The sequence below is a fragment of the Desulfoprunum benzoelyticum genome (assembly GCF_014201505.1).
Lineage (GTDB): Bacteria > Desulfobacterota > Desulfobulbia > Desulfobulbales > Desulfocapsaceae > Desulfoprunum > Desulfoprunum benzoelyticum.
On the sequence record NZ_JACHEO010000001.1, the window covers coordinates 498166 to 521716 of the forward strand.

Consider the following 23551-nt stretch of genomic DNA (forward strand, 5'->3'; position numbering starts at 1 on the left):
CTTTTCGGTCACTACCCCGCGTCATCGCTGTCCTGAAGAGTGTTCGCAGACTCCTGCAGAAAAGAGGTTCTGGTATGTTTGGCATCGGCCTGCCCGAGATGATCCTGATTCTGGCCCTCGCCCTGATTGTCGTCGGTCCGGACAAGCTGCCCGATCTCGCCCGCTCGGTCGCCAAAGGTCTGCTCGAACTGAAGAAGACCGTCGAAGGCCTGAAGCAGAGCTTCAAGGAGGAGGGCAACCCGCTCAACGAGATCCGCTCCGATCTCGACGATGCCGCCCGGTCGCTGAAAACCGGGCTCCTCGAGCACCCGCAATCGGGCTGGGACCAGGACACCCCCTTCCCCGGCGTCAACCCGCCCGCCTCGCCGCCACCATCGACCCAACAACCGGCGGTCGACGCCGAGTACAGCGAAGCTCCAGATGACACGGCGGCAGAACCGGCGCCGGCGCTGGAACCGGGTTCCGCCCGGCCCGACCAGACCCCGGCGGCCCCGGCAGACGATCATGGCCGGCAATAGCCATCTTCAGGTCACCCTGCCGATCATCGAGCGGAGCCTGGCCTTTTTCCGGCCGCATCATCTCGAACTGCGCCGGCGGCTGATCACCTCGTTCCTGTCGATCCTGATCCTGTCGGTCGTCGCCTATGTCTTCGTCGAACCGATCGCGGCCTTTCTGATCGCCCCGCTCAAACATGCGAGCCCGCTGGTCGACAAACTGGTCTACACCAACCTGCCGGAGGCCTTTCTCTCCTATATCAAGCTGGCCTTCATGATCGGCCTGGGCGCTAGTTTCCCGGTAATTCTCTACCAGCTCTGGCGCTTCGCCGCCCCGGGCCTGCGCCGGGAAGAGAAAAAGCTCGCGATCATCGTCGTGTTCTGGGCGACGCTGCTGTTTGCCGGCGGGGCCTGTTTCGCCCTGTTCGCCGTCCTGCCGCGGATGCTGATCTACTTCATGAGCTACGCCACGCCGGCGCTGACGCCGCTGCCGAAGCTCGGCCTGTACCTGACCTTCGTCATCCGGACGATGATCACCTTCGGCCTCTCCTTCCAGATCCCGTTCCTGATGGTCATGGCCGGCAAGGCCGATCTTGTCAAGGCCGGATATTTCCGCAAGAAACGGTACTATTTCTACGCCGTGATCGTGGTCCTCGCCTTCATGCTGACCGCCGGCGATTTCATGGCCACGGCCCTGCTGGCCATCCCGCTCTTCGGCCTGTACGAGGCCGGAATCTTTCTGACCGCCCTGTTCGCCCGCCGCAAAAAGGCGGACAGCCCCGCCTGAGCGCCTCGCCGAGCATCTAGCCGATCTCCTGTTTCAGCAGGCAGCACGAGATCTTGTGGCTCGGCCGCCCCTTTTCGTCGTAATCGATCGTATCCGGCTGCAGCAGCTTGTTCATCACGCAGCCCTCGGGGATATCGAGGGTGAACAGCCGGTCCTCGCACAGGCCCTCGTTTTTGACCAGATCATCGTCCTCGATGCGCCAGGCGTTGATCGGATAATCCTCGCACAGCGGGCACTGGTAGACCCGGCCGTTGGGGAAGATGAAGTAGTTCTCGGCCACCCTGCCGGCGCATTCGAACTTCTCATCCTGGTCGATGAAGACCTTGGGATAGGTCACCTGGATGCCCTGCGCCGCCGCCCTCGCCGCAACTCCGGGAACCACCGCCAGCCACCTGTCGCGACTGACCTGGAAGACGTGGTCGCCGGCCGCCGGACCGGCCGACCGGCCGCGCAGGCCGATAACCTGGATAAAGAATTTTTTGACCCCGAGTTCGACCAGCAACGGCACCATCCGCTCGAGATGGAGGAGATTGCGGCTGCTGACGGTATAGATCAGGCTGGTGCGGAACCCCAGCGCCACCGCCCTTTTGATATTGGCGACGCAGGTGGCGAAGACGCCGCTGCCCCGCAGCGGGTCGTTGACCTCGGGGTCGGGACCGTCGAGGCTGAAACTGAGATAATCGAGGAGGTCCGGATCGGTGCGGTGGAGAAAGTCGTGGAACAGGTAGCCGTTCGAATCGACGGTGACGCCGAAGCCGAGACCCTTGGCATGGGCGACGGCGGCGGCAAGATCCGGGTGCAGGGTCGGCTCGCCGCCGAGAAAGATGACGTTGCCGGTTTTGCCCGGGGCGACGAACAGTTCGAGCCAGCGCTGGATCGTTTCCAGGGCCAGGGTCTCGCTGCCGTGCTGGGCCGGGTTGATGTAGCAGTGGCGGCAGGAAAGATTGCAGGCGGTGAGGATATGGAAAAAGATATTGCGCTCGCCCGGCTTGAAGGCGACGGTCCTGGCAACGTGGGTCATGGCTGCTCCCTGGGGGTTGAAAAAATGGTGTCGTACAGCGGGGTCGGGTTTACTGGTCGAGGGTGTAGCGGGCGAGGAGGCTGTCGTGGAGATAGCCGTTGGCCCCGCTGCGGAAAAATCGCTGGAACAGCTCCAGGCACTGCGGCCGCAGGACCCGGGACACGATCGTGATCCGCCGGTCGGCGTACAGCGGCGCCAGCGACGGCAGAACCAGGCTCGTGCCGCCGCCCATGACGTCCTCGTAGCCGTAGACGACCGTGCCGACGTTGTTGACGACCATCGTCGCATAGCACATCAGGCAGGGCTCCATCGTCGAGTACACCGTCACCGCCGTGAGGTCGAGCTCCGGGGCGGTGTCGAACAGGGTCCGGAGGGCGACGAGTTCGGCGTGGTCGAGCTCGTTGACCCTGCCGCTGCTGTGCTGCCGGGCCCCGGTGGCGACGACCTCGCCGGCATGGACGACGACGCAGCCGACCGGAAACTCGTTGCGGTCCAGGGCCTGCCGGGCCTCGGCCAGGGCCAGGGCCATAAACTTTTCATGTTCCGCCTGCGGTTCCGCCCTCACCATCCGTCCCTCCCCCACTGACGCCAGTTCACAGTTTTCTGCCGAATCGCAGCGCCGCCGCGGCAATGACGACGCCGGTCTGCCGCTGGATCAGGTCATGACCGGCATCCGCAAACGGCAGGTACACCAAGGTGGTCGCGGCCGCCTGCAGGTCAAGGGCGGGGAGCAGCGGGAAGAGCCGCTTCCGCGCCAGCGTCGCCGCGGCCAGCACAGATTTCAACGCCTGCACCGCCTCCCGCCGCGGCAGGTTGACCGGATAGGCGATCGGTAGCGATCCTGGTTCACCATCAACCAGCCGCTTCTGGGCCACCGTCAGATAGTGGGCGGTCTGGAGAAAGGCGGCCGGCTGCAGCTTGAAGGCCGGGGTCCAGAATACCAGCGGCCGGGCATCGTCCTCGGCCCGGATCACCACCGGTTGCCCGGTCAGGCGGAGGAAATCGGCGTAGGTCTGCAGCCCCCCGTCGCCATCCTGGCGGATCGCGATCTTCCAGAACGGCAGCGCCCGGTCGGCAGCCGCCGCCCCCGGGACCCGGCCCCAGGCGACGGCGGCAAAACGGCCGTCCGCCTCCTCCCACATCGTCTCGCAGTTGCGGCACTGCAGCACCAGGGCGTCGGCCTCGCCGTGCAGCGGCGCCCCGCAGCGCGGGCACAGCGTCGACAGGAACCTCGGCTCCCAGTCCCGGCGGAAGGGCACGGCGGCGGCGACGAGCTTCTGCCATTCCAGCCCCTGCTCCATGATTGGGAGGTCGGTCACGGCATCGACCACCATCTCGTCCTTCTCGAAGGCCGGCAGATAGACCCGGCTGATCGTCTCGCCGATAAAGGCCCGATGCCGGACCTGACCGTTCGCCTCCCGCTTGAACAGGGCGGTCAGTCGCAGCGCCTGGGCAAAAACGCTCTCCGATTTGACCTGCTGCGGGACGAAGCGACCGGCGATCGCCGCGGTTCCCTGGACCAGCTGCATCGCCTGCGGCCGCAGCCCGAGTGACATGGGGAGCCGATCATGGGCGACGGCGATCCGGGTCGTGTCGATCATCGCGTGCCGGACCTCGACCCCCTGGCACTGGTAGATGCAGCCCTTGAAACGGAGGTAGGGCAGGTATAGAAGATCCTCGGGGCCAATCCCGGCCGGACATCCGGCGCGGAGCAGAAACCGCAGGCCGCCTCCCCCCACCATGTAGTTGTTGACGTCGCAATAGGGACAACTCACCAGCCGATCGGTCTCATGCAGGACAATGGGGGCGCCGCAGGAGGGACAGTTCTGCTCGACGACCAGCTCCATGGCCGCCTACAAGCGCCGACCGCAATGGTTGCAGAACAGGGCGTCCGGCAGGTTTTCGCCCCGGCATTCGGGACAGTGCGACACGGCGACCGCCTGGTCCGTCGGCCGGCCGCACTGCGAGCAGAAACGGGCCTTGGGGGAGAGATTCTTGCCGCAATGACGGCACTGGCTGAGAATGACCTGCTGGTGGCCGCAGATCGGGCAGAACCGCGCCTCTTCGGGGATGGCGTTGCGGCAGTCGGGACAGATCGATTTCAGCGCCGTCTCGGCCGGAACCGGGGTCGTGGCGGTGAGATTTCTGGCGAACATCGCCGGCAGCATCAATCCCATCCCCATGCCGATGCCGGCGCCGGCCTCGCCCTGGCCGGCGGCCGCCTTTTCCATCGCCATGCCCGCCTTCATCCGCACGAATTTGTCCATGTCCTTGATGGCATTGATCCGCCCCTGGTCGTCGATCGCCTGCTGGACCTCCGCCGGCGGGGTGATCGAGGTGATGTAGAGGTGGCTCAGCCGGAGGCCGAAGTGGGCGAAATCCTCCACCAGCCGTTGCTGCAGATCGACCGAAAAGGCCTCGAACTGGCCGGGCAGGTTGAAGATGGTATCGAGCCTTTCCCCTAGATAATCGTTGAACCGCGAGACGATGACCTTCTTCAGGTAGGCGGCGATGTCATCGGTGGCAAAACTGCCCATCGTCCCGACGAGGGCGTTGATGAACAGCACCGGCTGGACGATCTGCAGGCTGTAGACCCCGTGGGCGCGGAGCCGGATCAGGCCGAGTTCGCTGTCCCGGAAGGCGACCGGGTCCATCGTCCCCCACTTGAGATCGGTGAAATACTTGAGGTTGACCATGTAGACCTCGGCCCGCAGCGGACTGTCGCCGCGCCAGGGGATGGAGAGGATCTTGGTCAGGATCGGCAGGTTGGCGGTCTTCAGGGTGTGGCGGCCGGGGCCGAAGGCATCGCAGGCCTTGCCCTGGTAGAACAGGACCGCCGCCTGGCTGTCGCGCACCGTCAGCTGGGCCCCGTACTTGATCTCGCCCGAGCCTGCCTCCGGCAGCCGATGGACCAGCTCCTTGCCGCTGTCGTCGAACCACTCGATATTTTCCAGAAACAGCCCGCCGTCGAACCTGTTCATATCGTTTCCGCCATAGATGAGTTGAATAGTGAAACCGGATGCCGATTTATTGCAACCGGTACTATGCAGTGCCCCACAAAGACACTATAGTATCACCACCGTAACCTGAAATACAACAACGCCTTTGGAGAGTGACGCATGAAATTCAAAGAACAATGGAACCTCGAAACCGCCCTGAAAATACTGCGGCACCAGACGGTCGACTCGCAGGTCTGGGCCGAAGCGGTCGAATGGCTGATGCTGTTCGGACCGCCGGAGATCAAGGAGATCCTGCTCAAGGCCTCGGGCATCGCCTCCGAAACCTATTTTCCCGAGTTGCAGCCGATCTACCGCGGCCCCGACGGCGAACCGTACTACGACGTCGCCGTACTCGCCCGCGCTTTAGGCATCAGTGAAGAAATAGCGCAGGATATCATCCGCCGCAAAGAAAACGAGCACGAGATGCAGCACCTGTTCACCGGCGGTTCGGACACGGTCCACTGAACTCCGGGGCGGCCGGCTCTCGTTGCGTCAATCGCCGCATCAGGGACCGGCTGCCCGCTTTCAAGATGATCTTCAGCAAGGATGGAGATCGTACAGCTTTTCGTCCCGCCCCGGCCGCCTGCCCCCGACGGCGGCCTTCTTCTTCAAGGTTTCGAAGGAGATATCGTCGTCCCCGAGCACATCCCCCATCTCCTGTTCAATCTGCTCCGGATCCTCGCCCGCCTCCATGCGCGACAGGGCCTCTTCCATATTGCCGCCGAGGTTGATCCCGGTCTCGTGGCTGAAGCGGCGCATCAGCGACGCCATCTGCCGCGGGTCCTCCTCGTTCATTCCCTCCGCCTCCTGCATCAGGCGGCCGAAGGCCTGCTCCATCTTCGACTCGTCGAGGCCGCTCAGCGGATCCTCGCCCTCGCCGCCGGCGGCCTTGCCGATCGTGGCGAAGGTCGACATCTGCCGGGCCAGCTTTTCCTTGCCGCAGCGGGGGCAGGAAGGGGCGGTGGTGGTGTCGATCCGGCGGGAAAAAAAGTTGAAGATCACATTGCAGCGGTCACAGAAAAATTCGTAAATCGGCATCTCGTCACCATCCTGGTTCAGCGCATTGTGCAGCGATTTGCAGCCGGCCGCCGTCACCGCCCGGCTCGGCCGGATCAGAGGACCTGATCGAGCTGGCGTTCGGAGACCGCATCGGTAATAGAGGTGGCGCCAATGGCGGTCGGCAGGATGTAGAAGACCTTGCCGGCCACGGCTTTCTTGTCTGTTTTCAGATAGGTCCTGATCCGCTCCCTGTCAAGGTCGGCCGGGATGGCGACCGGCAGGCCGTAGGCGGCAATCAGCGCCGTTATCCGCTGCTCCGCCGCCACCGCCAGCATCCCCTTGGCAACGGCGAGCCGGGCCGCGGCCACCATCCCGATCGCCACCGCATGGCCATGGCTGATCGCAAACCCCGAGGCGGCCTCGACGGCGTGGCCGATGGTGTGGCCGAAATTGAGGATCCGCCGCATCCCGCCCTCGCGCTCGTCCTGCTCAACGACCTCGGCCTTGATCCGGCAGCAGGTCAGGATCGTCTCCTCAATCGCCGCGGTTTCAAGGGCCAGGATCTCCTCCCGTTTCCGCTCAAGATAGGCGAAGAAGTCAGGGTCGCGGATGACCCCGTACTTGATGACCTCCGCCAGCCCCCCGAGCAGTTCGGCAGGCTCCAGGGTCGCCAGGACCTCCGGGTCGATGTAGACGGCCTGCGGCTGGTAAAAGGCGCCGATCAGATTTTTCCCTTCCGGGATATCGACGCCGGTCTTGCCGCCGACCGAACTGTCGACCTGGGCCAGCAGCGTCGTCGGCGCCTGGACGAAGGGAATGCCGCGCATGTAGATCGCGGCGAGAAAACCGGTGATGTCGCCGACGACCCCGCCGCCGAAGGCGATCAGGCCATCGCGACGGTCAAACCCGGCAGCGGCAAGGCGACTGGCGAGGGCGCCGATCGTCGCCAGGTGCTTGCTGACCTCGCCGTGGGGGAAGGCGAACAGCTCGGCCTGGACCCCGGCAGCGGCGAGGTGTCGCACCAGCTGTTGGCCATACAGGCCCTCCACCCGGTCATCGGTGATGACACCATAGCGCTTGGCGAATCTACGCCGTGCCAGGTCTTCGCCGACCCGGGCCAGACAGCCCTGTTCAATACGGATCGGATAGCTCCGCTCACCAAGCCCAACCTGAATTTCGGCCATAACGACCCTCGCCCACAACCATTGCGATCAATGGAAAAAAAAGGAGATACTTCCAAACCAGGAAGTATCTCCTTGCAAACCTGCTTCAGTGGATCAATTACATCTTGGAACCGGAAGCAGCACCCTGCATCTTGACCTCGACCTTCTCGGTCAGACCCTCATAGTAGGCACGGAGGTGGGTAAGAACCTCGTCGCGACCGAAGTGGTCGACAACCTCGGCGCCCTCGGACAGCGCCTTGCGGAGCTTGGTTCCGGAGAGGATGACGCGGTCTTCCTTGCCATGGTTACAGGTACGGAGCGAAGCCATGCCGTCGCACTTGTAGCAATAGAAGGTCCAGTCGATCTTCATCGGCTTGCACAGCAGATCCTTGCCGGGATCGCCGGTTACCGGGACGCGGTCGAAGATGTCCTGAGCCTCGAACAGGCCGTAGAAATCGCCGACACCGGCGTGATCGCGGCCGATCAGCATGGCGTTGACGCCGTAGTTCTGACGGAAGGTGGCATGGAGCAGGCCTTCGCGCGGTCCGGCATAACGCATGTCGAGCGGATAACCGGCGCTGATGACGTTCTCTTTGACGAAGTAGTTGTTGATCAGGATGTCGATCGCCTTGATACGGACCGGAGCCGGAATGTCGCCCGGTTTCAGGTTGCCGATCAGGGAGTGGATCAGAACGCCGTCACAGACTTCGACTGCGATCTTGGCCAGATACTCATGGGAGCGATGCATCGGGTTACGCAGCTGCAGGGCGGCGACGTTGGCCCAGCCACGCTCGTCGAACATGGCGCGGGTCTGGGCCGGGGTCAGGTAGACGCCCGGATACTCGGCCGGATACTCGCCTTCGGACAGAACCTTGACCGGACCGGCGATATTGAATTCCTTCTGAGCCATAACCATCTGGACACCGGGATGATCTTCCATCGCGACCTTCCAGAACTTGTCATCGGCAGAGTCGTCGCCGAGGCCCTTGAAGACCTTCTCGCACTCGAACTTCTTGTCGGCCTCGGTCATCTCATACTTCTCGGTGACCTTCATGGTGGCAAACGTCTCGCCCTTGCGGACGAGGGCGATCTCGTCGCCTTCCTTGATTGCTGCGGCATCGGCGGCGGAGACATCGAGGGTGATCGGAACCGGCCAGAAGGTGCCGTCGGCCATCTGGAATTTCTCGCAGACGCCCTTCCAGTCAGCCTTGGTCATGAAACCGGACAGCGGGCTGAAACCGCCGATGCCCATCATGATCAAGTCGCCTTTGGCGCGAGCCGAGATTTCGATCTGCTTCAGGCCAGCGGCCTTCTTCAACTCTGCATCACGTTCGCTGCCGGAAAGCAAAGCACATACCAAGCCTTTTCCACCGTGAGGTGCAACCAATTTTGACATAGATTTCCTCTTTCTTGTAATGGTTAAATCATACGCCGGACACAGCCTTCCGCGCCCGACAACATAATGAATCGACATTCAGTCACAACGTACCACTTATAAAAAAAACGAGGGAAAAGTCAAGGGAAAACGTCAAAAGCGGTACACCGCCGCCGTTATTCCCTCATCCCCGAAAGAACCTGAGACGCAGGGCGTTGCTGACGACGGTGACCGAGCTCAGCGCCATCGCCGCCCCGGCCAGCATCGGGTTGAGGGCCGGGCCGCCGAACGGCACCAGGACCCCGGCCGCCACCGGAATGCCGATGACGTTGAAGGCGAAGGCCCAGAACAGGTTCTGGCGGATATTGCGCATGACCGTCCGCGACAGGCGCAGGGCGGTGATGATCCCTTTCAGCCTGCCGTGCATCAGCACGACATCGCCGGATTCCATCGCGATGTCGACCCCGGTGCCCATGGCGATCCCGAGGTCGGCCCGGGCCAGGGCCGGGGCGTCGTTGATGCCGTCGCCGACCATCGCCACAATCCGTCCCTGCTGCTGCAGCGCCGCCACCCGTTCGGCCTTGTTCTCGGGCAGGACCCGGGCGTGGACCTCGTCCACCCCGGCCTGGGCGGCGATGCTCTCGGCGGTCAGCGGGTGATCGCCGGTCAGCATGATGACCCGCCGCCCCATGGTCCGCAGCGATGCGACGACCGCCCCGGCCTCCGGCTTCAGGGCGTCGGCAATGGCGACAATGGCGGCAAAACGACCGTCGACGGCACAGTAGAGGACGGTCTTGCCGGCCCCGGCCAGCGCCAGCGCCCGCTCCTCCGCCGGCTGCAGGGCAATCCCGCGCGATTCCAGCAGCTCGCGGTTGCCGAAACACAGTTGCCGGCCGTCAATCTTCGCCTCGACGCCGAGGCCGGTCAGCGAGGCGAACCTTTCTGGGCGGACGAGGGCAAGGTTGCGCTCCTGGGCCTGGCGGACGATCGCCTCGGCCAGGGGGTGGGCCGAGGACTGCTCCATCGAGGCCACCAGCCGCAGGATCTCGTCTTCGGTCAGCTCATCGCCAAAGAGGACGATATCGGTCACCGCCGGCCGGCCGACGGTCAGGGTGCCGGTCTTGTCGAAGATCACGGTATCGACCTTGGCCGCGGTCTCGAGGGCGGCGCCGTTCTTGACCAGGACCCCGAGCTGGGCGCCGCGGCCGGTGCCGACCATGATCGAGGTCGGAGTCGCCAGCCCCATCGCGCACGGGCAGGCGATGACGAGCACGGCGATGAAGTAGCGGAGACTGGCGGTAAAGGGGGCGTCACCGATCAGGAACCATACCAGGCCGGTGGCGATCGCCAGGACGATGACCGCCGGGACGAAGTAGAGGCTGATGGTGTCGGCGAGGTTGGCGATCGGCGCCTTCGAGCCCTGGGCCTCTTGCACCATCCGCACGATCCGGGCCAGGACCGTGTCCTCCCCGGTCTGTTGGGCGCGGACATGGAGCTCGCCCTGGCTGTTGACCGTGCCGCCGAAGACCTTGTCCCCCGCCTTCTTGTCGACCGGCATGCTCTCGCCGCTGAGCATCGCCTCGTCGACCGCCGAGGCGCCGTATTCGATCACGCCGTCGGTCGGAATCCGGTCGCCGGGCCGGACCAGCAGCAGGTCACCGGCCTCGATCTCGGCCGTCGGCATCGTCGTCTGGGCGCCATCCCGCAGGACAATGGCGGTATCGGGGGTCAGGGCCATGAGTTTGATGATGGCGTCGGAGGTGTGCGACTTGGCCCGGGCCTCCAGGTACTTGCCGAGCGACACGAGGGCCAGCAGGACCCCGGTCGACTCGAAGTACAGATCCATCGCCCGGGCGTGGGGATCGATGCCGAGGGCGATCTCGATCAGGCTCCACAGCGAATAGACGAAAGCGGCGCCGGTGCCGACGGCGATCAGCGAATCCATGTTCGGGCTGCGCCGTGCCAGGGCCGGAAAGCCGATAAGATAGAAACTGCGCCCCAGCCACATCACCGGCAGGACGAGGAGCAGCTGCATCAGGGCAAAGGCCAGGGGGTTCTGATGCGGGCTGAGCAGGGCCGGCAGCGGCAGCCCCGCCATTTCCCCCATCGCCACGTAGAGCAGCGGGATCGTGAAACAGAAGGCCAGCACCAGACGGCGTTGCATCGCCGCCAATTCCTCCTTCTTCTCCTGCTGCCGGAGTTCGAAATCGCTGGCGCGGATGACGACCGCACTGGCCTCGAAACCGAGGGCGGCGATCGTCTCGCGGATCTTCCGCGGCGAACTTTCCGATCTGCGGTAGACGATCCTGGCCGTCTCCGTCGCCAGATTGACCTCGGCGGCGACGACGCCGGGCAGATCGCCGACAACCTTTTCGATCCGGGCCGAACAGGAGGCACAGTGCATGCCGCTGATCGCCAGGGTCTGGGTGATCTCTTCATCGGCGGCCGGGGCGATCAACTCGAACCCGAGATCCTTGACCCGGGCGGCAACGTCAGCAAACGGCACCTTCGCCTCATCCCACTCCAGCTCCATGGTCTCCGCCGCCAAGTTGACGGCAACCCCGGCTACCCCGTCCATACCACCGACGACCTTTTCGATCCGGGCCGAGCAGGCGGCACAGTGCATGCCCCTGACCACGATATTTTTAATTTTTTTTTGATCCGCCATATCCGTCATTCCTTTGCCCGCCTTACTCCTGTCATTCCGAGCCTACCACTGCCCTATCAACCCTACCTCCGCCCTATCAACCCTACCTCTGCCCTTTCGACCTTCCCCCGCTGTCATTTCGAAGCGCAGCGAGAAATCTCATCCTCCCCGGTAGGGCCAAGGCCACGCACCCGCCCCCACTGCCCTTTCGCCACCCCCACCGTCGTTCCGAGCCCTTTTTTTGTCATTCCGAGCAAAGCGAGGAATCTCACCCTTCCCGATAGGGCCAAGGCCAAGCCCCCACCCCCGCTGTCATTTCGAAGCGCAGCGAGGAATCTCATCCTTCCCGATAGGGCCAAGACCACGCCCCCGCCCCCGCTGTCATTCCGAGCGCAGCGAGGAATCTTGCTTTTCCCGCCATCACCCCCCCCACCAACCACCTTGATTTCCATTCCGCCAACATCTATTATCTACCCTAGGCATTTAAGAATTTAATTCAACACTGGGAGATCAACAATGGCGACAATCAAAATAAAGGGAATGAGCTGCCAGCATTGCGTTGCCTCAGTCACGAAAGCGTTGTCGGAATTACCCGGCATTTCCAATGTGAAAGTGGATTTGGCGAAGAACGAAGCGAACTATGATGGGGAAGTCGCCGTAGAGGCGGTGAAGACGGCGATCAGCAGGATTGGGTTTGAGGTGGTTGGGTAGGACGCCACGACGTCCCTGGAAAGCTTTCAAATAAAAAAACCGAACAACATCCGATGCGGATGATGCCCGGTTTTTTTATTACCGATTCAACAGATTACTGATCTTACCGTTCAAATTCCTTCCATCTCTGGCGCCCGGTTTTGTAGTTTTCAATCGGCAGGTTAACCTGCTTGATTTCAACTATCTCACCAGTGCTGGTCTGAACGAATACCTTAGCCCCCTTCTCGCCATCACCGGTGAAGAGGTTTGGTGTCGTGGTCAAGCCACGGCCAAGCTCCAGTTTGTTTTTGACATACATCTCATCATCGAGTCCATAGTCCCCAAATATATTTTTATGCCATGAAGTTCCAGTCTTATAATATACCGCATAAAGATACGAGTCCCCTTCAGGTTTACAGATATCTCCGAATGGCTGGTACGTGGTAAAAGTCACCAGTCCTCCGAGTATAGTAGCCTGCCCAAGATTTCGTTCCCGATTATTATAAGGGAAGAAATTCTTGTACCATCCATCAACACAGTTATCTATGACCGAAGAAGGATCCTTGTCCGAGGCAGTACAGTTACCTGTTCCGGCAATATACTTCTCCAATTGGCTAAATTTGCTGATGCCAGATGGCAAGCAATAACCAGGATCAGGCTCCACTGCATTTTGCCTGCAAGACAGATCAGCATCATTGTTTTCACTTTGTTTGACCAGTATTTGATCAACCTGCAACAGGCCTTTACCACCAGGTGCGTTTACGGTTTTGTCCAACTCTACTTTTTCCCAGGTAAGCGTGTTACCTATAGACGATCTCGGCTCTTTGATACCGTAAAAACTCTGCTGTGTAGAATCAGTTTTATCATCCTTGTCAAAGAAACGGCCAGTACCGAAATAGATCCAATAATTATAGCCATCCGTACTTACTGAAGGAGCAGCGGTTATCGGTTGAATCGGGTTCCCTGGCACAGTACTGACAAACTTCGTTACTGATGGATCTGATGGGACAGTTGGTGGGACAGTTATAAATTTACCACTCAGGTCGAGCAGAGGTTTGATCTCCCAATCGTAAGGAGTCTTATCGCCGTCTTTTCCCACCTCATGCCCCAATGGTTCCATGACCAATCGATACAGATGCCCTCCTCCCTGCCAGTAAGGCAGAGTAGCATTTGGATCAAAATTGCCTTCGACCGTGCCGAAATAGACAGCATCTGATATATAACTACCATTAGGAATCGGATTGATGTCAAAATCGATTGTAATAGGATCGGAAACATACCCTTTATAGGTCGGTTCTTCTTCTTCACCAGCGGGAAGGAAAAATGTTCCGCTGTTATTATCTTCCGTCGGTTCATCGTTTGAAATGCGTAAGACTGGTGTTGCGGTGCTATTAACGAGTTTGTTGAGAGGTATAACACTTACTTTGGCCTGCTGATCACTCACTCCCTTGAGACCGTCGTCACCATGGGGGCCACTTCCAAGCACCAGATACCATTCGCTCGTCGTTCCATTTTTTTTGACAACCATAGTTGGGATAACAGTCGAGTATCCGAGATCAACCCATTTGTTTGTCATATCAGTATTTAGCTCCTGCGTCAATTCCCCCAGAAGTACAGGCGGTTTTTCAGGATTAGTGATATCGAGGATAAAATATGACGAAACAAACGGTTGTTTTTTGGAAGTTGTACCGTCCATATACGGGACCGTGACCGGCGTACCTCCGAGGCGCAAACCACCCACCAGAATCGTACCCCAGCCTTCAGGATGATCGGTATCAATGGGAAAAATCTGAACGTCGAATACCCTCGGTTTCAAATCCACATAGTATTTATGGGTATAATCAGGGTCAGTCAGACATTTAAGATGAGGGTGCAGATTGTACGGCAGGTAGGCCCACAATTCTTCACCCAAGGCAGGGGCATCGACTCCTGCATCCTCTTCCTCGACACTACTCTGACATCTTCCGATATCAAGAGTGTCTTGGGTTTCGTCTAGAGTTAATTTGCTCTCAGTTTTTTCAAGACAGAACCTTTTTTCTTTTTCACTGTAGAAACCGGCGTTGACCGCATGCAGCATGCCGTCATTACCACCGAAATACACCACATGACGACGGGTTTTGTAGTGGCTATAAAATTTGGCGTACGACATATCATTATAGATAAGATGATATCCTTCGGCGGGAGCGGTCACCGTTTGCGGAGTCGAGTTGATGATATCGCCCAGTCTCCATGTGAACGGACCTTCAGAAGTGTCTATCGTTCTGCTGCGCATTGCCTGTCTAGGGAAAGGTCCATCGGTTGGATCTTTGTCAAATGGAATTGGATCACTATCTCCTACCATATCCCGTATATTGTCATCATTGAGGTCTTCGTCAACGGTCCAGTCATCACCCCGCAACCAGCTGATGAGGTTATTCAATTCATAGCCATATTGTTTTTCGTCTGTATATGAATCATCAGGAAAGAACTCTTTGGCGAAGGTAATCCACTCAGGAGTTTCTGGAATAGGTGATTTTTCCAATCCAATGACTTCAGATGAATCAACATATCCGTTGTGGTTTAGATCATTCCAAGTGAATATATATCTTTTCTTACCTTTATATTTGCCAAAGTCGAATTCTCCAGTACTCGCACTCACTTCTCTATTCTTCTGAACATCAGACAGATCATAGAGCCTGTCATTTGCCGACCAAAGATATTTGACTACCTCAAGCTCAACTGAATTTGTGCATGTAACCCCTCCATTTATGACAGTAGTTTCCCCATAACAGACCTTTGACCTTTTATCTGAATCGTCGTAATAAACGACAACACGTCTGTCATTTATTCCATCTTCCCTATCCAGATCAAGTGTTCGATTAGGATTAGTGTCTTCATAAATATAGCCTTTATCATCCGTAAACAACCCGTGTACGTCTCCGACCCAGTTGATAATGTATTTTTTATTGTTATAGAAACTCTCCTTTTCCGGCCAAAAAATTGACTGGTAGATGGCTCCTTCACCGCTTCGCGCTGAAGAAACAACGGAGGCGGATGAACCGGAAGAAACACGAGACAGTATGTCTGCTAAGGCATCCCTTAGACTCTTCTCAAGCGCCTCCGGATTCTCTCCGAACAACAATTTTGTACCACCATTTTCAGCTGCGTTCTTCATCAAAGTAGCCGGAACGCACTCATCCGTCGGATCACCAACGGCATTACTTGTACTGATTATATATGTTTTAATATTCTGCTTATTCTCCGGAACGTTATTATCACTCAGCATTACCGGGTCTTTGTATATACCAGCTCCAATGGCATGTTGTCCGAAGTAAGTGAGGTCATCAAGATACGTTGAACCGTACAAATAATGCTGCTCGCCGGTCTTTACTATTTTTTTACATTCACCTTCAGCCCCTGGAGCAACAGTAGTATCTTTCACTGGTTCATCTAGCTCTGCCAATTCAGTTATCTTATTTTTCACGCTCACATTGATATCGGCCGTCGAAGCGCCTTCCGTAATAACAAGGATATTGTTTGATTGACACCAGGCCTTAACTGGATCGTCTGTAACGAGATTATTTTGAAAATCTTCAGGATTAATCCTCCAGTTTTCATTTTGCCCATAATAGCCAAGTCCATTATAAATGGCTTCTGCAATAGGAGTCCACGACGTAGCTGGTATCCGATTAATTTCTTGCGTTAGGTTGGCCAGATGAGTTTTGCCATCTATAGTTGCGTCACTGTTTCTAATCGGAACGATAACTGTTGCCCCGTCAAGGTACGTTGAAACGCAAAAAGGATCCAAAAACGGACTACTTTTGTCTTCAAGAGCTATAGGACATTCTGTTCCGGCTCCATTAACGTTGAAAGCCATAGCACCCATACGCAGATCATCTTTAACCTCATGTATCACACCCTGGGGTATGACCGGACTATCCTCAACCTCAGGAAGTCCTACATGTCCTTTCATGACAGCTAAAGGACGATCCGTGCCAAAGGCGACAATAATCCCGGAATCGATCAGGGTGGCCGGGGCGTTCCAGAAATCTGAAGTGGTGGAAGCCACGTCAGAAGGATCGATAACCTCTGGCACTCTCATCGTGTTGCAATAATCAATTGATGCTTGGAGGATACAATGGGTAGTGTCATCAAGTTCCGGACTAATAGGTGGATCAGGTGGCACCCATTTGTCATCTAAATTTTGATCTGTTGATACACCACAAGTCGGTTCATCGAATGTGGAAATGGTATTCGTATGTAAAAGAATAAAATAATCATCTTTTTTGCAAGTTTTAAAACCATCTTTTGTTGTTTGGATTTGGTTATCCGGGCAAGCCTTATTATACACATTGCCATCTTCCAGAATATTTCTAAACAACGTATAACCTGGCAATGTTGTCTCGTCAGAATATTCACAAAAAGTAGCACCTGGAGCCAACTTGCAATTTTCTGTTGCCAGTTTCGGTGCGCATGGTAACTCGCTTGTCTCACCACCAGCAGATGGATCCCAACAGCGTCCTATATACCCAGATCGCGAAGCATGAGGTTTACGATAATCGTAGATTCCATAGCACACGTATCCCCCGTAATACGGATTGATTTCAGAAGGAAAATAAGCATTTTTCGTGGGGGCGTTACCTTCATAAATATCTTCACATTTTCCTATTATTGCGTTAAGGTTTCTCTCTCTATCATTTATAAGGTCTTGACAAAACTGTAGCGCAAGGTTAAGAGCAGGCCGTTGATCGGTCAATTCCTCATTTTCTGCATCTCGAAATGATTCTAAACATTTATCGATATTTCCAGAAACGCCATTGAGATTAGCTCCAGACATTATTTCGTTGATTGCCAGTTGACATTCCTCGGGGAGAGCGGAGTCTTGATCTTCGGCCACGGACGTTAAGCCGAGTATCTCTATCCTGGTCGTGTTATCCGAAGTTCCTATCTTGTCATTTTCATATTCGAGAGGATTCCCAGACACAGGACCTCTGACCTTAAAGGAAAGAACCTTGTTTCCTTTTGTCTCGTTTGACACCTTGATTTCCTTCAGAAAACCTGACCCAGCGCAACCGCGATTTTCCGAGATGAGTATGTTGGCCTCAGCATTGTATTTGCCTCCAGTCAAAATCTTTTTCTGGATGTCGAACTTGGAAGCAGACAGCCAGTTCAGAAATTTTCCTGTGGCAGCAAACTTGACCACTTTCTGGGGAATTAAGGACTCATTAATGATGATGCAGACATCATCGTTAGAGTAAGCTGTTTCGCTGGCCTTGCCGACGCATCCCGAGGCGCTTACAGCAAAAAAACCTTCATCAACAGGGGTAGTGCCTTGAAAAAGTTTCCCATCAACGAAAGTAAAACCTTCAGGGAGTGTACCATTTTCACTAATTACCGGTTCCCACCCGTCGTCTTCCCTCGGTTCTCCAACGCATGAGCCAGATTTGCACTGGTAAAGTATTCCATTATCATAAACGAGTGGTTTTTCAGTTTCAGGCTCCCAATAGGAAACACCTGAGTCATCCCAGCTGTACCAACTTTCCTGATCAAAATACCCTGTGTAGGGTCGAACCGGATCGTTATATGTCGAATCTGAACAATAACTTGCCGTATCAGGACCATCTTTGATAGGGCCAGTTCCGTCTGTATCCGCATCCAGGTCCTTATCTGTATATGCCATATCTAGCATGCTGCCTGAGTTATCTAGGACCAGCAGCAAATTGGGATCCACCCCGGAGGTGAGAAAGGGCGGCTTCCCGGTGCCGGTACTGCAAACATCAGCGCCAAATACATTACCAGTCATAGTGTTGCATGCCAATACGACGGAAAATATCTTGATCAATCGGAAAAAAATATTCTTTTGCATATAGCTCACCTTAAAAGTAAAACTGGAAATCACTCAACAATCTCCTGAATACACTGTTTTCTGTCTATAATTAGATTTTAAAAAAATAAATATTCCAGAAAAACCATTTAATATTCGCCACAAGTTCCTTCAGATCCAATCATGTGCCGCCAATTGACAACAATGATGGACTCGCTGTTTTTCGGGCCAAGAAACTGCGAATAGATATCGTAGATTTTGGCAACGCCGCCTTGCGCGGCTGATTTTCCTTTTCCCTCGTAGCCAGCAGCCATCTGCAAGGCCCCGCCCTCTAACATTTTGGTTTCACCACCGAAATAAAGATAACCAACATCATAGTCAGGAGGAAAATCGTCAATATTATGTGGATAAGCCGCATCGTATTTTACTTTTGGTTCGTCAAATAGGCTGATTCCTGTTGTTACAGAGTCAGATTCTCCAGGAATTTCAGGGGAAGTGGCAGGGTAAGGGTCAAATGGAGAATTAAAATATAATGATTTCGATTTTACGTGAATATCTTCAACGATATCGCCGCTGAATCCAGGAGCGCATGCAATATTCAGTTCGAGCAATTCAATACCTCGCGAGATCCCTCCATCCGCCTTGTAAAAGGTTCTTTTGGCGTTCCAATCGTTGCCGGCGACCTGCATTTCAAATGTCGATGTATTCATGCCGGCAATGCCCAGAAGGGAAAGGATCGCCATCACCAGAAGGGCGACAACGAGGACATAGCCATCTTCTTTTTGCGAGATGTTGCGTAACTGCTGCATAACCGTCCTCATATACCCTTGTGTTTGATGTATTCCAGTTCCACTTTACTCCCCGTTCCAGTCCGCCCTGGGGTTGTGACGACCATCTTAATGGTCTTGGTATTCGGCAACGGAACTTCGTTCGTAACTGTCCAATCAAGCTTATAGACTTTATCCGGAGACTCATCATTATCGCTAGCAACTGTATCATAATCAGCAGATATGAGTTCCTCTATCTTCTCCGATGCCCAAGTGCTCCCGGTTGTTATCCGGCTCGCTGTTGCATTCTGAGTGATCGTCCGCGTTTGAATTGCATACAGGGCGATAATACTGATGGAAAAAATCGCCAGAGCGATAATAACTTCCAACAACGAAAACCCCTGTTCTTTCAGTGCAAACCTCATTTTAGCAGCCCCATGTTGCGGAGATTGATGGTCGTGGTTAGCAGGCGATAGCGGTAGCTGTTATCTTTCTCTTCCCATTCAATTGTTTCAGTATCATCATCTCCCCAGGCTGGCTTTGGAACTGGCAGGATGAATGTTGAGGTGGTTGCCGCCTTTCGATCTTCAGTTTTTGTCCGCGCGAGTATTGAAACCTGTACAGCCACAATATCATTTAAATTTCCCGGATCACGTGAAAGAGTCTTGACACCATTCGAATTCTCGAGCAGATAAAGAAAATCAATTTTAGTGATGTTTTCGGCTATTGGATTTCTATTAGTCGGAGCTGCGCGCACGAGATTTCCATCTTTAATTGAGTAAGTGACGTTTTCACCAGGATCGTCACAAGCACCATCACCTTCTTTATCGGTTATATCATCTCCCCGAAAATCCATGGAAAAACCAAACGAATCTAATTCAGCGGTGTGAATACCAGGGGCTGCTAAAGTAGCACTACCTGCACTACAGGAATCATGTTCAATATTTTCGGGATTATACCCTGCCATTCGCGCCTCACGCTGCAGATACCACATCCCGGATCTAATATTCTGCTGCATTTCAGCCGTCTTGTCCTGTTCGGTATATATCTTGGTCTGGATATTGTAGGCAGCATAGATGACGCCAACCACAATCGTCACCATTGCCGTAGCTACCATCAACTCGATAAGGGTAAAACCGCTTTCATTATTTCTCATATTTTCAGTTCCATTTCAAAGATATATTGCCACTGACACTGACTGCTATCTCTGCTGTGGAGTTACTATTTCGAAGTACGACTTTTCCATTTCCAGAGCCACCAGGATCAACTGGAATCAGGTTAGGTCGAAATGCGACTGTAGGTTTCTTCGAAGTTTCGCCGTTCTCATCAAAATAATCCTCGTCGTTTGCCGCAAAAGAAATGGATTTATCCAACTGTACATTTCTATATTGCGACCAAGCCACTTCCATTATTTTTTCATCCCCAGCATCATAGGAAAAACTCTTATTTTTATCCACATACACCGTATATCCCTTATCACCATCAAAGCTGATCGCACAGTTCCGATTATTCTTCACCGCAATCGACTGCGCCTTGCGCATATTTGAATACAGATCCCTCGCCGCGCTGTTCAGGCCTTTGTTCTGCAGCCACGATATCATTGGCGGGACTGCGAACGTCCCCATGATCGCCACAATCCCGATAACCGTCATCGTCTCGACCAGCGAGAACCCTCTGTTGTTTTTCAGCGCCACCATAGATCCCCTTTCCTCCAGATCGTCCGTCCTTGCCAGGGCCTGTTTCCCTGCCCTCTTGGCTGCGATATCGCCCGCTGCAACTCCGCAGAAACTCTTTCAATTTTCACGCCAGTTATGACAGAGCCAGAAAAAAGTCATAACCAGCTGCAAATAAAAACATTTGTATTTTGCCATACTACGCAGTGATACGGCTCCAAAATCAGCCCATTGCGATCCACTATTAAAACATTTTATAGATGAAAACAATTTTACCAGCCCCCCACCGCCACCGCCCGCTTTCTACGCCGGATCTATCCCGTACTTCTTGATCTTCGCCGGCAGCGACGGATAGCTGATCTCCAGCAGTTTCGAGGCCTGGACGCGGTTGCCGCCGGTCTCGTCCAGGGCCTTGACCATCAGCACCTGTTCCATGATTTCCTATGCCTGTTTCAACGACAGGTCGTCGAAATCGCCCAGGCATCTCACCGCCGACCGCCTGTCCTTCATATACTGCGGCAGATGTTGAATTCCGAGCGCCTGCTGCAACTGCAGGTTCTCCTGGCGCAGGGCCTCCCGCTCCTCGCCTCGATGGCGGTGTCGATGCTGCCGTAGACCAACATCATGATGACAGACATCCGCTCGAGGTGGTCCCAGACGGCGGCAAGGAATTTGGTCGTTCATGCGGGATGATTACCAGGCCTGTTTGAGATCTCTCCCTAGCGGTCGAGATGACAGCGGGGGTAGATCGAGATGACATGCCCGGGGCGGCTCTATCCTGAATGTTGATTCACAATCGCCAACTATAGCACCAGGTGTTATATTAGCAGAATGAAGAGATTGATGACAAAGAGATTCTCTAAATGGGCTGCCGATCAGGGCGTATCCATTGGAGATTTAGCCAACACCCTTGAAGAAGTTGAACAAGGCGCTTTTGAAGCCAGTCTTGGAAGCAAGATAATCAAGAAACGAAAAATCAAACCTCTCATCAAAAGAACTCGATGCTCTCAAGGCGTTCGCCAAAATACTGTTTGCCTATTCTGCGGCCGACATTCAAAAATCTATAGAAACCGGAGTATTGATTGAGGTTAAGTTATGCGGGAATCAATAAAAAATTCGATTATGGATACCATGGCCGATCTTCAAAAGATAGGCCTTGTCGATGAAATCACAATGAGGAACATTGCGGCTCTATGTCTGCCAGATGTGAAGGAGTATTCTCCCGCTGAAGTAGTTGGGTTGAGAAAAAAAAATAAACTCAGTCAATCTGCTCTTGCGGTTGCGATGAATGTCAGTACCTCCACGGTACAGCAATGGGAACGAGGCGCCAAGAAACCTGCCGGTGCCTCGAAAAGGTTGCTTGATCTAATAGAAAGGAAAGGAATCCAGGTAATTATCTGATGAAAAATGGGGGCAAAAAGGAGAGGGGCAGGCTGAGTACTCCTTGGAGGTAAGCCATCGAGCAGTTTCTGTACCGTCATACCGACAAACCCATAAGCCAGGTGCCGGCATCGGTAATTCGTATACTGTTCCGGAATTCTTCCTGGCGCAGGCCATGGACAATCTGTACCGACTCTGCCTGGGGAAACTGTTCGCCAAAGCGGGCCAATCCACGGTGCGGCCTGGCATCGGCCAATTTACACTCGATCATCTGCGTCAAACGCCCATCCTCACTCAGGGCGAAATCAACCTCCGTGCCGTCTTTTGTCCTGATATAATGCAGGCCGACGGTCCGTCCGCCGCTATCCTGCAGAAAATGTGTATGTTTCAGCAACATTCCTGCTACGGCATTTTCCAGAACGACACCTCGATCACCCCGGACCAGCCCCGTATCATAAAAATACACCTTGGGGCTCTGCAGAATAGCGCGGGCGATATTGCGGCGCCAAGGGCGAACACTGAAGACGACAAACAAAGCCTCCAGGATATCCAGATAGCATTTCAAGGTCGCAGGGGCGACCGCCAGGTCCCGTGCCATGGATGCCAGCGACAGCGGTGACGGATCGCTGATCTCCAGCAGTTTCGAGGTCTGGACGCGATTGTCGTTGGTCTCGTGCAGGGCGGCGGTGATGGCGATGGCGATGCTGCCGTAGGCCGACAACATGATGACCGTCGTCCGCTCGAGGTGGTCCCGGTCGGTGGCGACACTCCGAGAAAGGCAACCACGGCATCACGAGATTTCTCGCTTCGCTTCGAAATGACACCGGGGGCAGCCTTACGCCCTTCGCCCTATTGGGAACAACAAGATTTCTCGCTGCGCTTCGAAATGACAGCGGGGGCAGCCTCACGCCCTTCGCCCTATCGGGAACAACGAGATTTCTCGCTGCGCTTCGAAATGACAGCGGGAAAAAACGAAATGACAGCGGGGGTCGAGCGAGATGCCATGGGGCAGGGCGAGATGACAGAAAGAGGGGAGGTCAGTCCCGGACGAAGCCGTAGAGATGGTCTTAACGCAGCGATTTTTCAGCCGCCTGGCTGAAAAACCTGGACCGGTCCATACCGGAGGTCGCCTTGACGCGCTCGTCAATGCGCTTCAAGAGATCCACCGGCACCATGACGTTGACCCTCTTTTTCGGGCGGTACTCTTCCATGGTCGCCTCGCTGGGGATTATCGGGAAAACCAGTTCCCCCTTGTCGGCCTGCGCCATGACCGCCTCGTAACCGCTCGGAGCCGAGTATTCCCGACCCTTGCGGCCGACCACCAGCATACCGCTCAAGGCATCGACGGCCATTGCCACAGCCTCGTCGAGATCCTTGCCGCTCGTATGGATCGACGGGGCATCGGGGAAACGTACGCCCCAGCCGCCGGACTCCAGTTTGTAGAATATTGCATAATACGTGGTCATGGTGTTCCCTCTCCATGAAAAGATGATGGGGGAGAGGCCAGTTGGACCCTCCTGTCATTTTTCCGCTTGTCTGATGATCTCTTTTGCCAGCCTTTCGTCAATCTCGTTGTGTCTTGGAACCGGGAACCTGTATCCCTTCCGACTCTCCCAAAACTCATGACTCCCTCCTTGCCGTATCAACCTGGCCCCTCTTGCCTTCAACTCCCTTATCAGATGTTGTTTCTTCACATTTTCCCTTTCATATAGACATTATTACACATGTGTGTATATAGGTCAATGGTTGTATT

General features: G+C 55.4%; 24 protein-coding genes. 6 read left to right on the forward strand and 18 right to left on the reverse strand.

The window, feature by feature from the left end; genetic code table 11:
• The first annotated feature begins 74 nt into the window (after nt 1-74).
• Together HNQ81_RS02250 and tatC are read left to right on the forward strand one after the other, a co-directional pair.
• On the forward strand, nt 75-518 hold the full coding sequence (locus HNQ81_RS02250) for a twin-arginine translocase TatA/TatE family subunit (RefSeq protein ID WP_183347850.1): 444 nt from the start codon (nt 75-77) through the stop codon (nt 516-518).
• Entirely contained in the window at nt 505-1281 is a 777-nt protein-coding gene (gene tatC, locus HNQ81_RS02255) for a twin-arginine translocase subunit TatC (RefSeq protein WP_240191586.1), read from the forward strand. Before HNQ81_RS02250 ends, tatC begins: the two co-directional genes overlap by 14 nt.
• A gap of 16 nt (nt 1282-1297) precedes the next feature.
• On the opposite strand, the gene HNQ81_RS02260 is transcribed toward tatC, so the two are convergent.
• From HNQ81_RS02260 to HNQ81_RS02275, 4 genes are read right to left on the reverse strand one after another with little or no spacing between them, the layout of a single operon-like run.
• Nucleotides 1298-2302 carry a radical SAM protein gene (locus HNQ81_RS02260; RefSeq protein ID WP_183347853.1) on the reverse strand — a complete coding sequence of 335 codons (1005 nt, stop codon included), beginning with the start codon at nt 2300-2302 and terminating at the stop codon, nt 1298-1300.
• A 49-nt stretch (nt 2303-2351) separates the two neighbouring features.
• Nucleotides 2352-2870: a nucleoside deaminase gene (locus HNQ81_RS02265; protein ID WP_183347855.1), complete on the reverse strand. Its 519-nt coding sequence runs from the start codon at nt 2868-2870 to the stop codon at nt 2352-2354.
• A gap of 25 nt (nt 2871-2895) precedes the next feature.
• Complete coding sequence (locus tag HNQ81_RS02270; protein ID WP_183347857.1) at nt 2896-4149, reverse strand: TFIIB-type zinc ribbon-containing protein; 1254 nt, start codon at nt 4147-4149, stop codon at nt 2896-2898.
• A 6-nt stretch (nt 4150-4155) separates the two neighbouring features.
• Nucleotides 4156-5283 (reverse strand): SPFH domain-containing protein, encoded by a 1128-nt coding sequence (locus HNQ81_RS02275; RefSeq protein ID WP_183347859.1) that lies wholly within the window; start codon nt 5281-5283, stop codon nt 4156-4158.
• A gap of 138 nt (nt 5284-5421) precedes the next feature.
• On the opposite strand from HNQ81_RS02275, the gene HNQ81_RS02280 reads away from it, so the two are divergent.
• Complete coding sequence (locus tag HNQ81_RS02280) at nt 5422-5766, forward strand: hypothetical protein (RefSeq protein ID WP_183347861.1); 345 nt, start codon at nt 5422-5424, stop codon at nt 5764-5766.
• A 72-nt stretch (nt 5767-5838) separates the two neighbouring features.
• Here the strand turns inward: HNQ81_RS02280 and HNQ81_RS02285 are convergent, their stop codons facing one another.
• The 4 genes from HNQ81_RS02285 to HNQ81_RS02300 form a co-directional block, all read right to left on the reverse strand.
• Entirely contained in the window at nt 5839-6339 is a 501-nt protein-coding gene (locus HNQ81_RS02285; protein ID WP_183347863.1) for an FmdB family zinc ribbon protein, read from the reverse strand.
• A gap of 74 nt (nt 6340-6413) precedes the next feature.
• On the reverse strand, nt 6414-7484 hold the full coding sequence (gene aroB / locus HNQ81_RS02290) for a 3-dehydroquinate synthase (protein ID WP_183347865.1): 1071 nt from the start codon (nt 7482-7484) through the stop codon (nt 6414-6416).
• Between the two features lie 97 nt (nt 7485-7581).
• Nucleotides 7582-8859 (reverse strand): sulfate adenylyltransferase, encoded by a 1278-nt coding sequence (gene sat / locus HNQ81_RS02295; protein ID WP_183347867.1) that lies wholly within the window; start codon nt 8857-8859, stop codon nt 7582-7584.
• Between the two features lie 163 nt (nt 8860-9022).
• Nucleotides 9023-11506 carry a heavy metal translocating P-type ATPase gene (locus HNQ81_RS02300; protein ID WP_183347869.1) on the reverse strand — a complete coding sequence of 828 codons (2484 nt, stop codon included), beginning with the start codon at nt 11504-11506 and terminating at the stop codon, nt 9023-9025.
• 495 nt (nt 11507-12001) lie between these two features.
• Between HNQ81_RS02300 and HNQ81_RS02305 the strand changes: the two genes are divergently transcribed.
• On the forward strand, nt 12002-12196 hold the full coding sequence (locus tag HNQ81_RS02305) for a heavy-metal-associated domain-containing protein (protein WP_183347870.1): 195 nt from the start codon (nt 12002-12004) through the stop codon (nt 12194-12196).
• A 103-nt stretch (nt 12197-12299) separates the two neighbouring features.
• Here HNQ81_RS02305 and HNQ81_RS02310 read toward each other — a convergent pair whose 3' ends face one another.
• The 7 genes from HNQ81_RS02310 to HNQ81_RS17470 all read right to left on the reverse strand — a co-directional run bounded on the left by HNQ81_RS02310 (nt 12300) and on the right by HNQ81_RS17470 (nt 21102).
• Nucleotides 12300-18020: a pilus assembly protein gene (locus HNQ81_RS02310; protein WP_183347873.1), complete on the reverse strand. Its 5721-nt coding sequence runs from the start codon at nt 18018-18020 to the stop codon at nt 12300-12302.
• 107 nt (nt 18021-18127) lie between these two features.
• Nucleotides 18128-18787: a pilus assembly PilX family protein gene (locus HNQ81_RS02315; RefSeq protein ID WP_183347875.1), complete on the reverse strand. Its 660-nt coding sequence runs from the start codon at nt 18785-18787 to the stop codon at nt 18128-18130.
• 8 nt (nt 18788-18795) lie between these two features.
• Nucleotides 18796-19170, reverse strand: coding sequence for a type IV pilus modification PilV family protein (locus HNQ81_RS02320; protein ID WP_183347877.1), 375 nt, complete (start codon nt 19168-19170; stop codon nt 18796-18798).
• Nucleotides 19167-19901, reverse strand: coding sequence for a PilW family protein (locus HNQ81_RS02325; RefSeq protein WP_183347985.1), 735 nt, complete (start codon nt 19899-19901; stop codon nt 19167-19169). Before HNQ81_RS02325 ends, HNQ81_RS02320 begins: the two co-directional genes overlap by 4 nt.
• Before the next feature lie 4 nt (nt 19902-19905).
• Nucleotides 19906-20442: a GspH/FimT family pseudopilin gene (locus tag HNQ81_RS02330; RefSeq protein ID WP_183347987.1), complete on the reverse strand. Its 537-nt coding sequence runs from the start codon at nt 20440-20442 to the stop codon at nt 19906-19908.
• Between the two features lie 279 nt (nt 20443-20721).
• Nucleotides 20722-20853: a helix-turn-helix domain-containing protein gene (locus HNQ81_RS17465; protein WP_183347879.1), complete on the reverse strand. Its 132-nt coding sequence runs from the start codon at nt 20851-20853 to the stop codon at nt 20722-20724.
• A 6-nt stretch (nt 20854-20859) separates the two neighbouring features.
• On the reverse strand, nt 20860-21102 hold the full coding sequence (locus HNQ81_RS17470) for a hypothetical protein (protein ID WP_183347881.1): 243 nt from the start codon (nt 21100-21102) through the stop codon (nt 20860-20862).
• Nucleotides 21103-21261: 159 nt separating this feature from the next.
• On the opposite strand from HNQ81_RS17470, the gene HNQ81_RS02345 reads away from it, so the two are divergent.
• Complete coding sequence (locus tag HNQ81_RS02345) at nt 21262-21504, forward strand: type II toxin-antitoxin system RelE/ParE family toxin (protein WP_205240338.1); 243 nt, start codon at nt 21262-21264, stop codon at nt 21502-21504.
• A gap of 45 nt (nt 21505-21549) precedes the next feature.
• A complete protein-coding gene (locus HNQ81_RS02350; protein ID WP_244960466.1) occupies nt 21550-21819 on the forward strand; it encodes a helix-turn-helix domain-containing protein in 270 nt (89 codons plus the stop codon).
• A gap of 76 nt (nt 21820-21895) precedes the next feature.
• Here the strand turns inward: HNQ81_RS02350 and HNQ81_RS02355 are convergent, their stop codons facing one another.
• From HNQ81_RS02355 to HNQ81_RS18005, 3 genes are all read right to left on the reverse strand, one after another.
• Entirely contained in the window at nt 21896-22522 is a 627-nt protein-coding gene (locus HNQ81_RS02355; RefSeq protein WP_183347887.1) for a DUF8612 domain-containing protein, read from the reverse strand.
• A gap of 343 nt (nt 22523-22865) precedes the next feature.
• The gene (locus HNQ81_RS02360; RefSeq protein WP_183347890.1) at nt 22866-23264 is read right to left on the reverse strand and encodes a type II toxin-antitoxin system HicB family antitoxin; all 399 of its coding nucleotides are present in this window, start codon (nt 23262-23264) and stop codon (nt 22866-22868) included.
• A 54-nt stretch (nt 23265-23318) separates the two neighbouring features.
• Nucleotides 23319-23492, reverse strand: coding sequence for a type II toxin-antitoxin system HicA family toxin (locus HNQ81_RS18005; RefSeq protein ID WP_183347892.1), 174 nt, complete (start codon nt 23490-23492; stop codon nt 23319-23321).
• Nucleotides 23493-23551: the final 59 nt, after the last annotated feature.

What these genes read in the sequence shown, in the direction of transcription:
- HNQ81_RS02250 (WP_183347850.1), top strand. Translation starts at nt 75, where the DNA reads ATGTTTGGCATCGGCCTGCCCGAGATGATCCTGATTCTGGCCCTCGCC.
- tatC (WP_240191586.1), top strand. Translation starts at nt 505, where the DNA reads ATGGCCGGCAATAGCCATCTTCAGGTCACCCTGCCGATCATCGAGCGG.
- HNQ81_RS02260 (WP_183347853.1), bottom strand. Translation starts at nt 2,302, where the DNA reads ATGACCCACGTTGCCAGGACCGTCGCCTTCAAGCCGGGCGAGCGCAAT.
- HNQ81_RS02265 (WP_183347855.1), bottom strand. Translation starts at nt 2,870, where the DNA reads ATGGTGAGGGCGGAACCGCAGGCGGAACATGAAAAGTTTATGGCCCTG.
- HNQ81_RS02270 (WP_183347857.1), bottom strand. Translation starts at nt 4,149, where the DNA reads ATGGAGCTGGTCGTCGAGCAGAACTGTCCCTCCTGCGGCGCCCCCATT.
- HNQ81_RS02275 (WP_183347859.1), bottom strand. Translation starts at nt 5,283, where the DNA reads ATGAACAGGTTCGACGGCGGGCTGTTTCTGGAAAATATCGAGTGGTTC.
- HNQ81_RS02280 (WP_183347861.1), top strand. Translation starts at nt 5,422, where the DNA reads ATGAAATTCAAAGAACAATGGAACCTCGAAACCGCCCTGAAAATACTG.
- HNQ81_RS02285 (WP_183347863.1), bottom strand. Translation starts at nt 6,339, where the DNA reads ATGCCGATTTACGAATTTTTCTGTGACCGCTGCAATGTGATCTTCAAC.
- aroB (WP_183347865.1), bottom strand. Translation starts at nt 7,484, where the DNA reads ATGGCCGAAATTCAGGTTGGGCTTGGTGAGCGGAGCTATCCGATCCGT.
- sat (WP_183347867.1), bottom strand. Translation starts at nt 8,859, where the DNA reads ATGTCAAAATTGGTTGCACCTCACGGTGGAAAAGGCTTGGTATGTGCT.
- HNQ81_RS02300 (WP_183347869.1), bottom strand. Translation starts at nt 11,506, where the DNA reads ATGGCGGATCAAAAAAAAATTAAAAATATCGTGGTCAGGGGCATGCAC.
- HNQ81_RS02305 (WP_183347870.1), top strand. Translation starts at nt 12,002, where the DNA reads ATGGCGACAATCAAAATAAAGGGAATGAGCTGCCAGCATTGCGTTGCC.
- HNQ81_RS02310 (WP_183347873.1), bottom strand. Translation starts at nt 18,020, where the DNA reads ATGCAAAAGAATATTTTTTTCCGATTGATCAAGATATTTTCCGTCGTA.
- HNQ81_RS02315 (WP_183347875.1), bottom strand. Translation starts at nt 18,787, where the DNA reads ATGCAGCAGTTACGCAACATCTCGCAAAAAGAAGATGGCTATGTCCTC.
- HNQ81_RS02320 (WP_183347877.1), bottom strand. Translation starts at nt 19,170, where the DNA reads ATGAGGTTTGCACTGAAAGAACAGGGGTTTTCGTTGTTGGAAGTTATT.
- HNQ81_RS02325 (WP_183347985.1), bottom strand. Translation starts at nt 19,901, where the DNA reads ATGAGAAATAATGAAAGCGGTTTTACCCTTATCGAGTTGATGGTAGCT.
- HNQ81_RS02330 (WP_183347987.1), bottom strand. Translation starts at nt 20,442, where the DNA reads ATGGTGGCGCTGAAAAACAACAGAGGGTTCTCGCTGGTCGAGACGATG.
- HNQ81_RS17465 (WP_183347879.1), bottom strand. Translation starts at nt 20,853, where the DNA reads ATGGAACAGGTGCTGATGGTCAAGGCCCTGGACGAGACCGGCGGCAAC.
- HNQ81_RS17470 (WP_183347881.1), bottom strand. Translation starts at nt 21,102, where the DNA reads ATGAACGACCAAATTCCTTGCCGCCGTCTGGGACCACCTCGAGCGGAT.
- HNQ81_RS02345 (WP_205240338.1), top strand. Translation starts at nt 21,262, where the DNA reads ATGACAAAGAGATTCTCTAAATGGGCTGCCGATCAGGGCGTATCCATT.
- HNQ81_RS02350 (WP_244960466.1), top strand. Translation starts at nt 21,550, where the DNA reads ATGGCCGATCTTCAAAAGATAGGCCTTGTCGATGAAATCACAATGAGG.
- HNQ81_RS02355 (WP_183347887.1), bottom strand. Translation starts at nt 22,522, where the DNA reads ATGTTGTCGGCCTACGGCAGCATCGCCATCGCCATCACCGCCGCCCTG.
- HNQ81_RS02360 (WP_183347890.1), bottom strand. Translation starts at nt 23,264, where the DNA reads ATGACCACGTATTATGCAATATTCTACAAACTGGAGTCCGGCGGCTGG.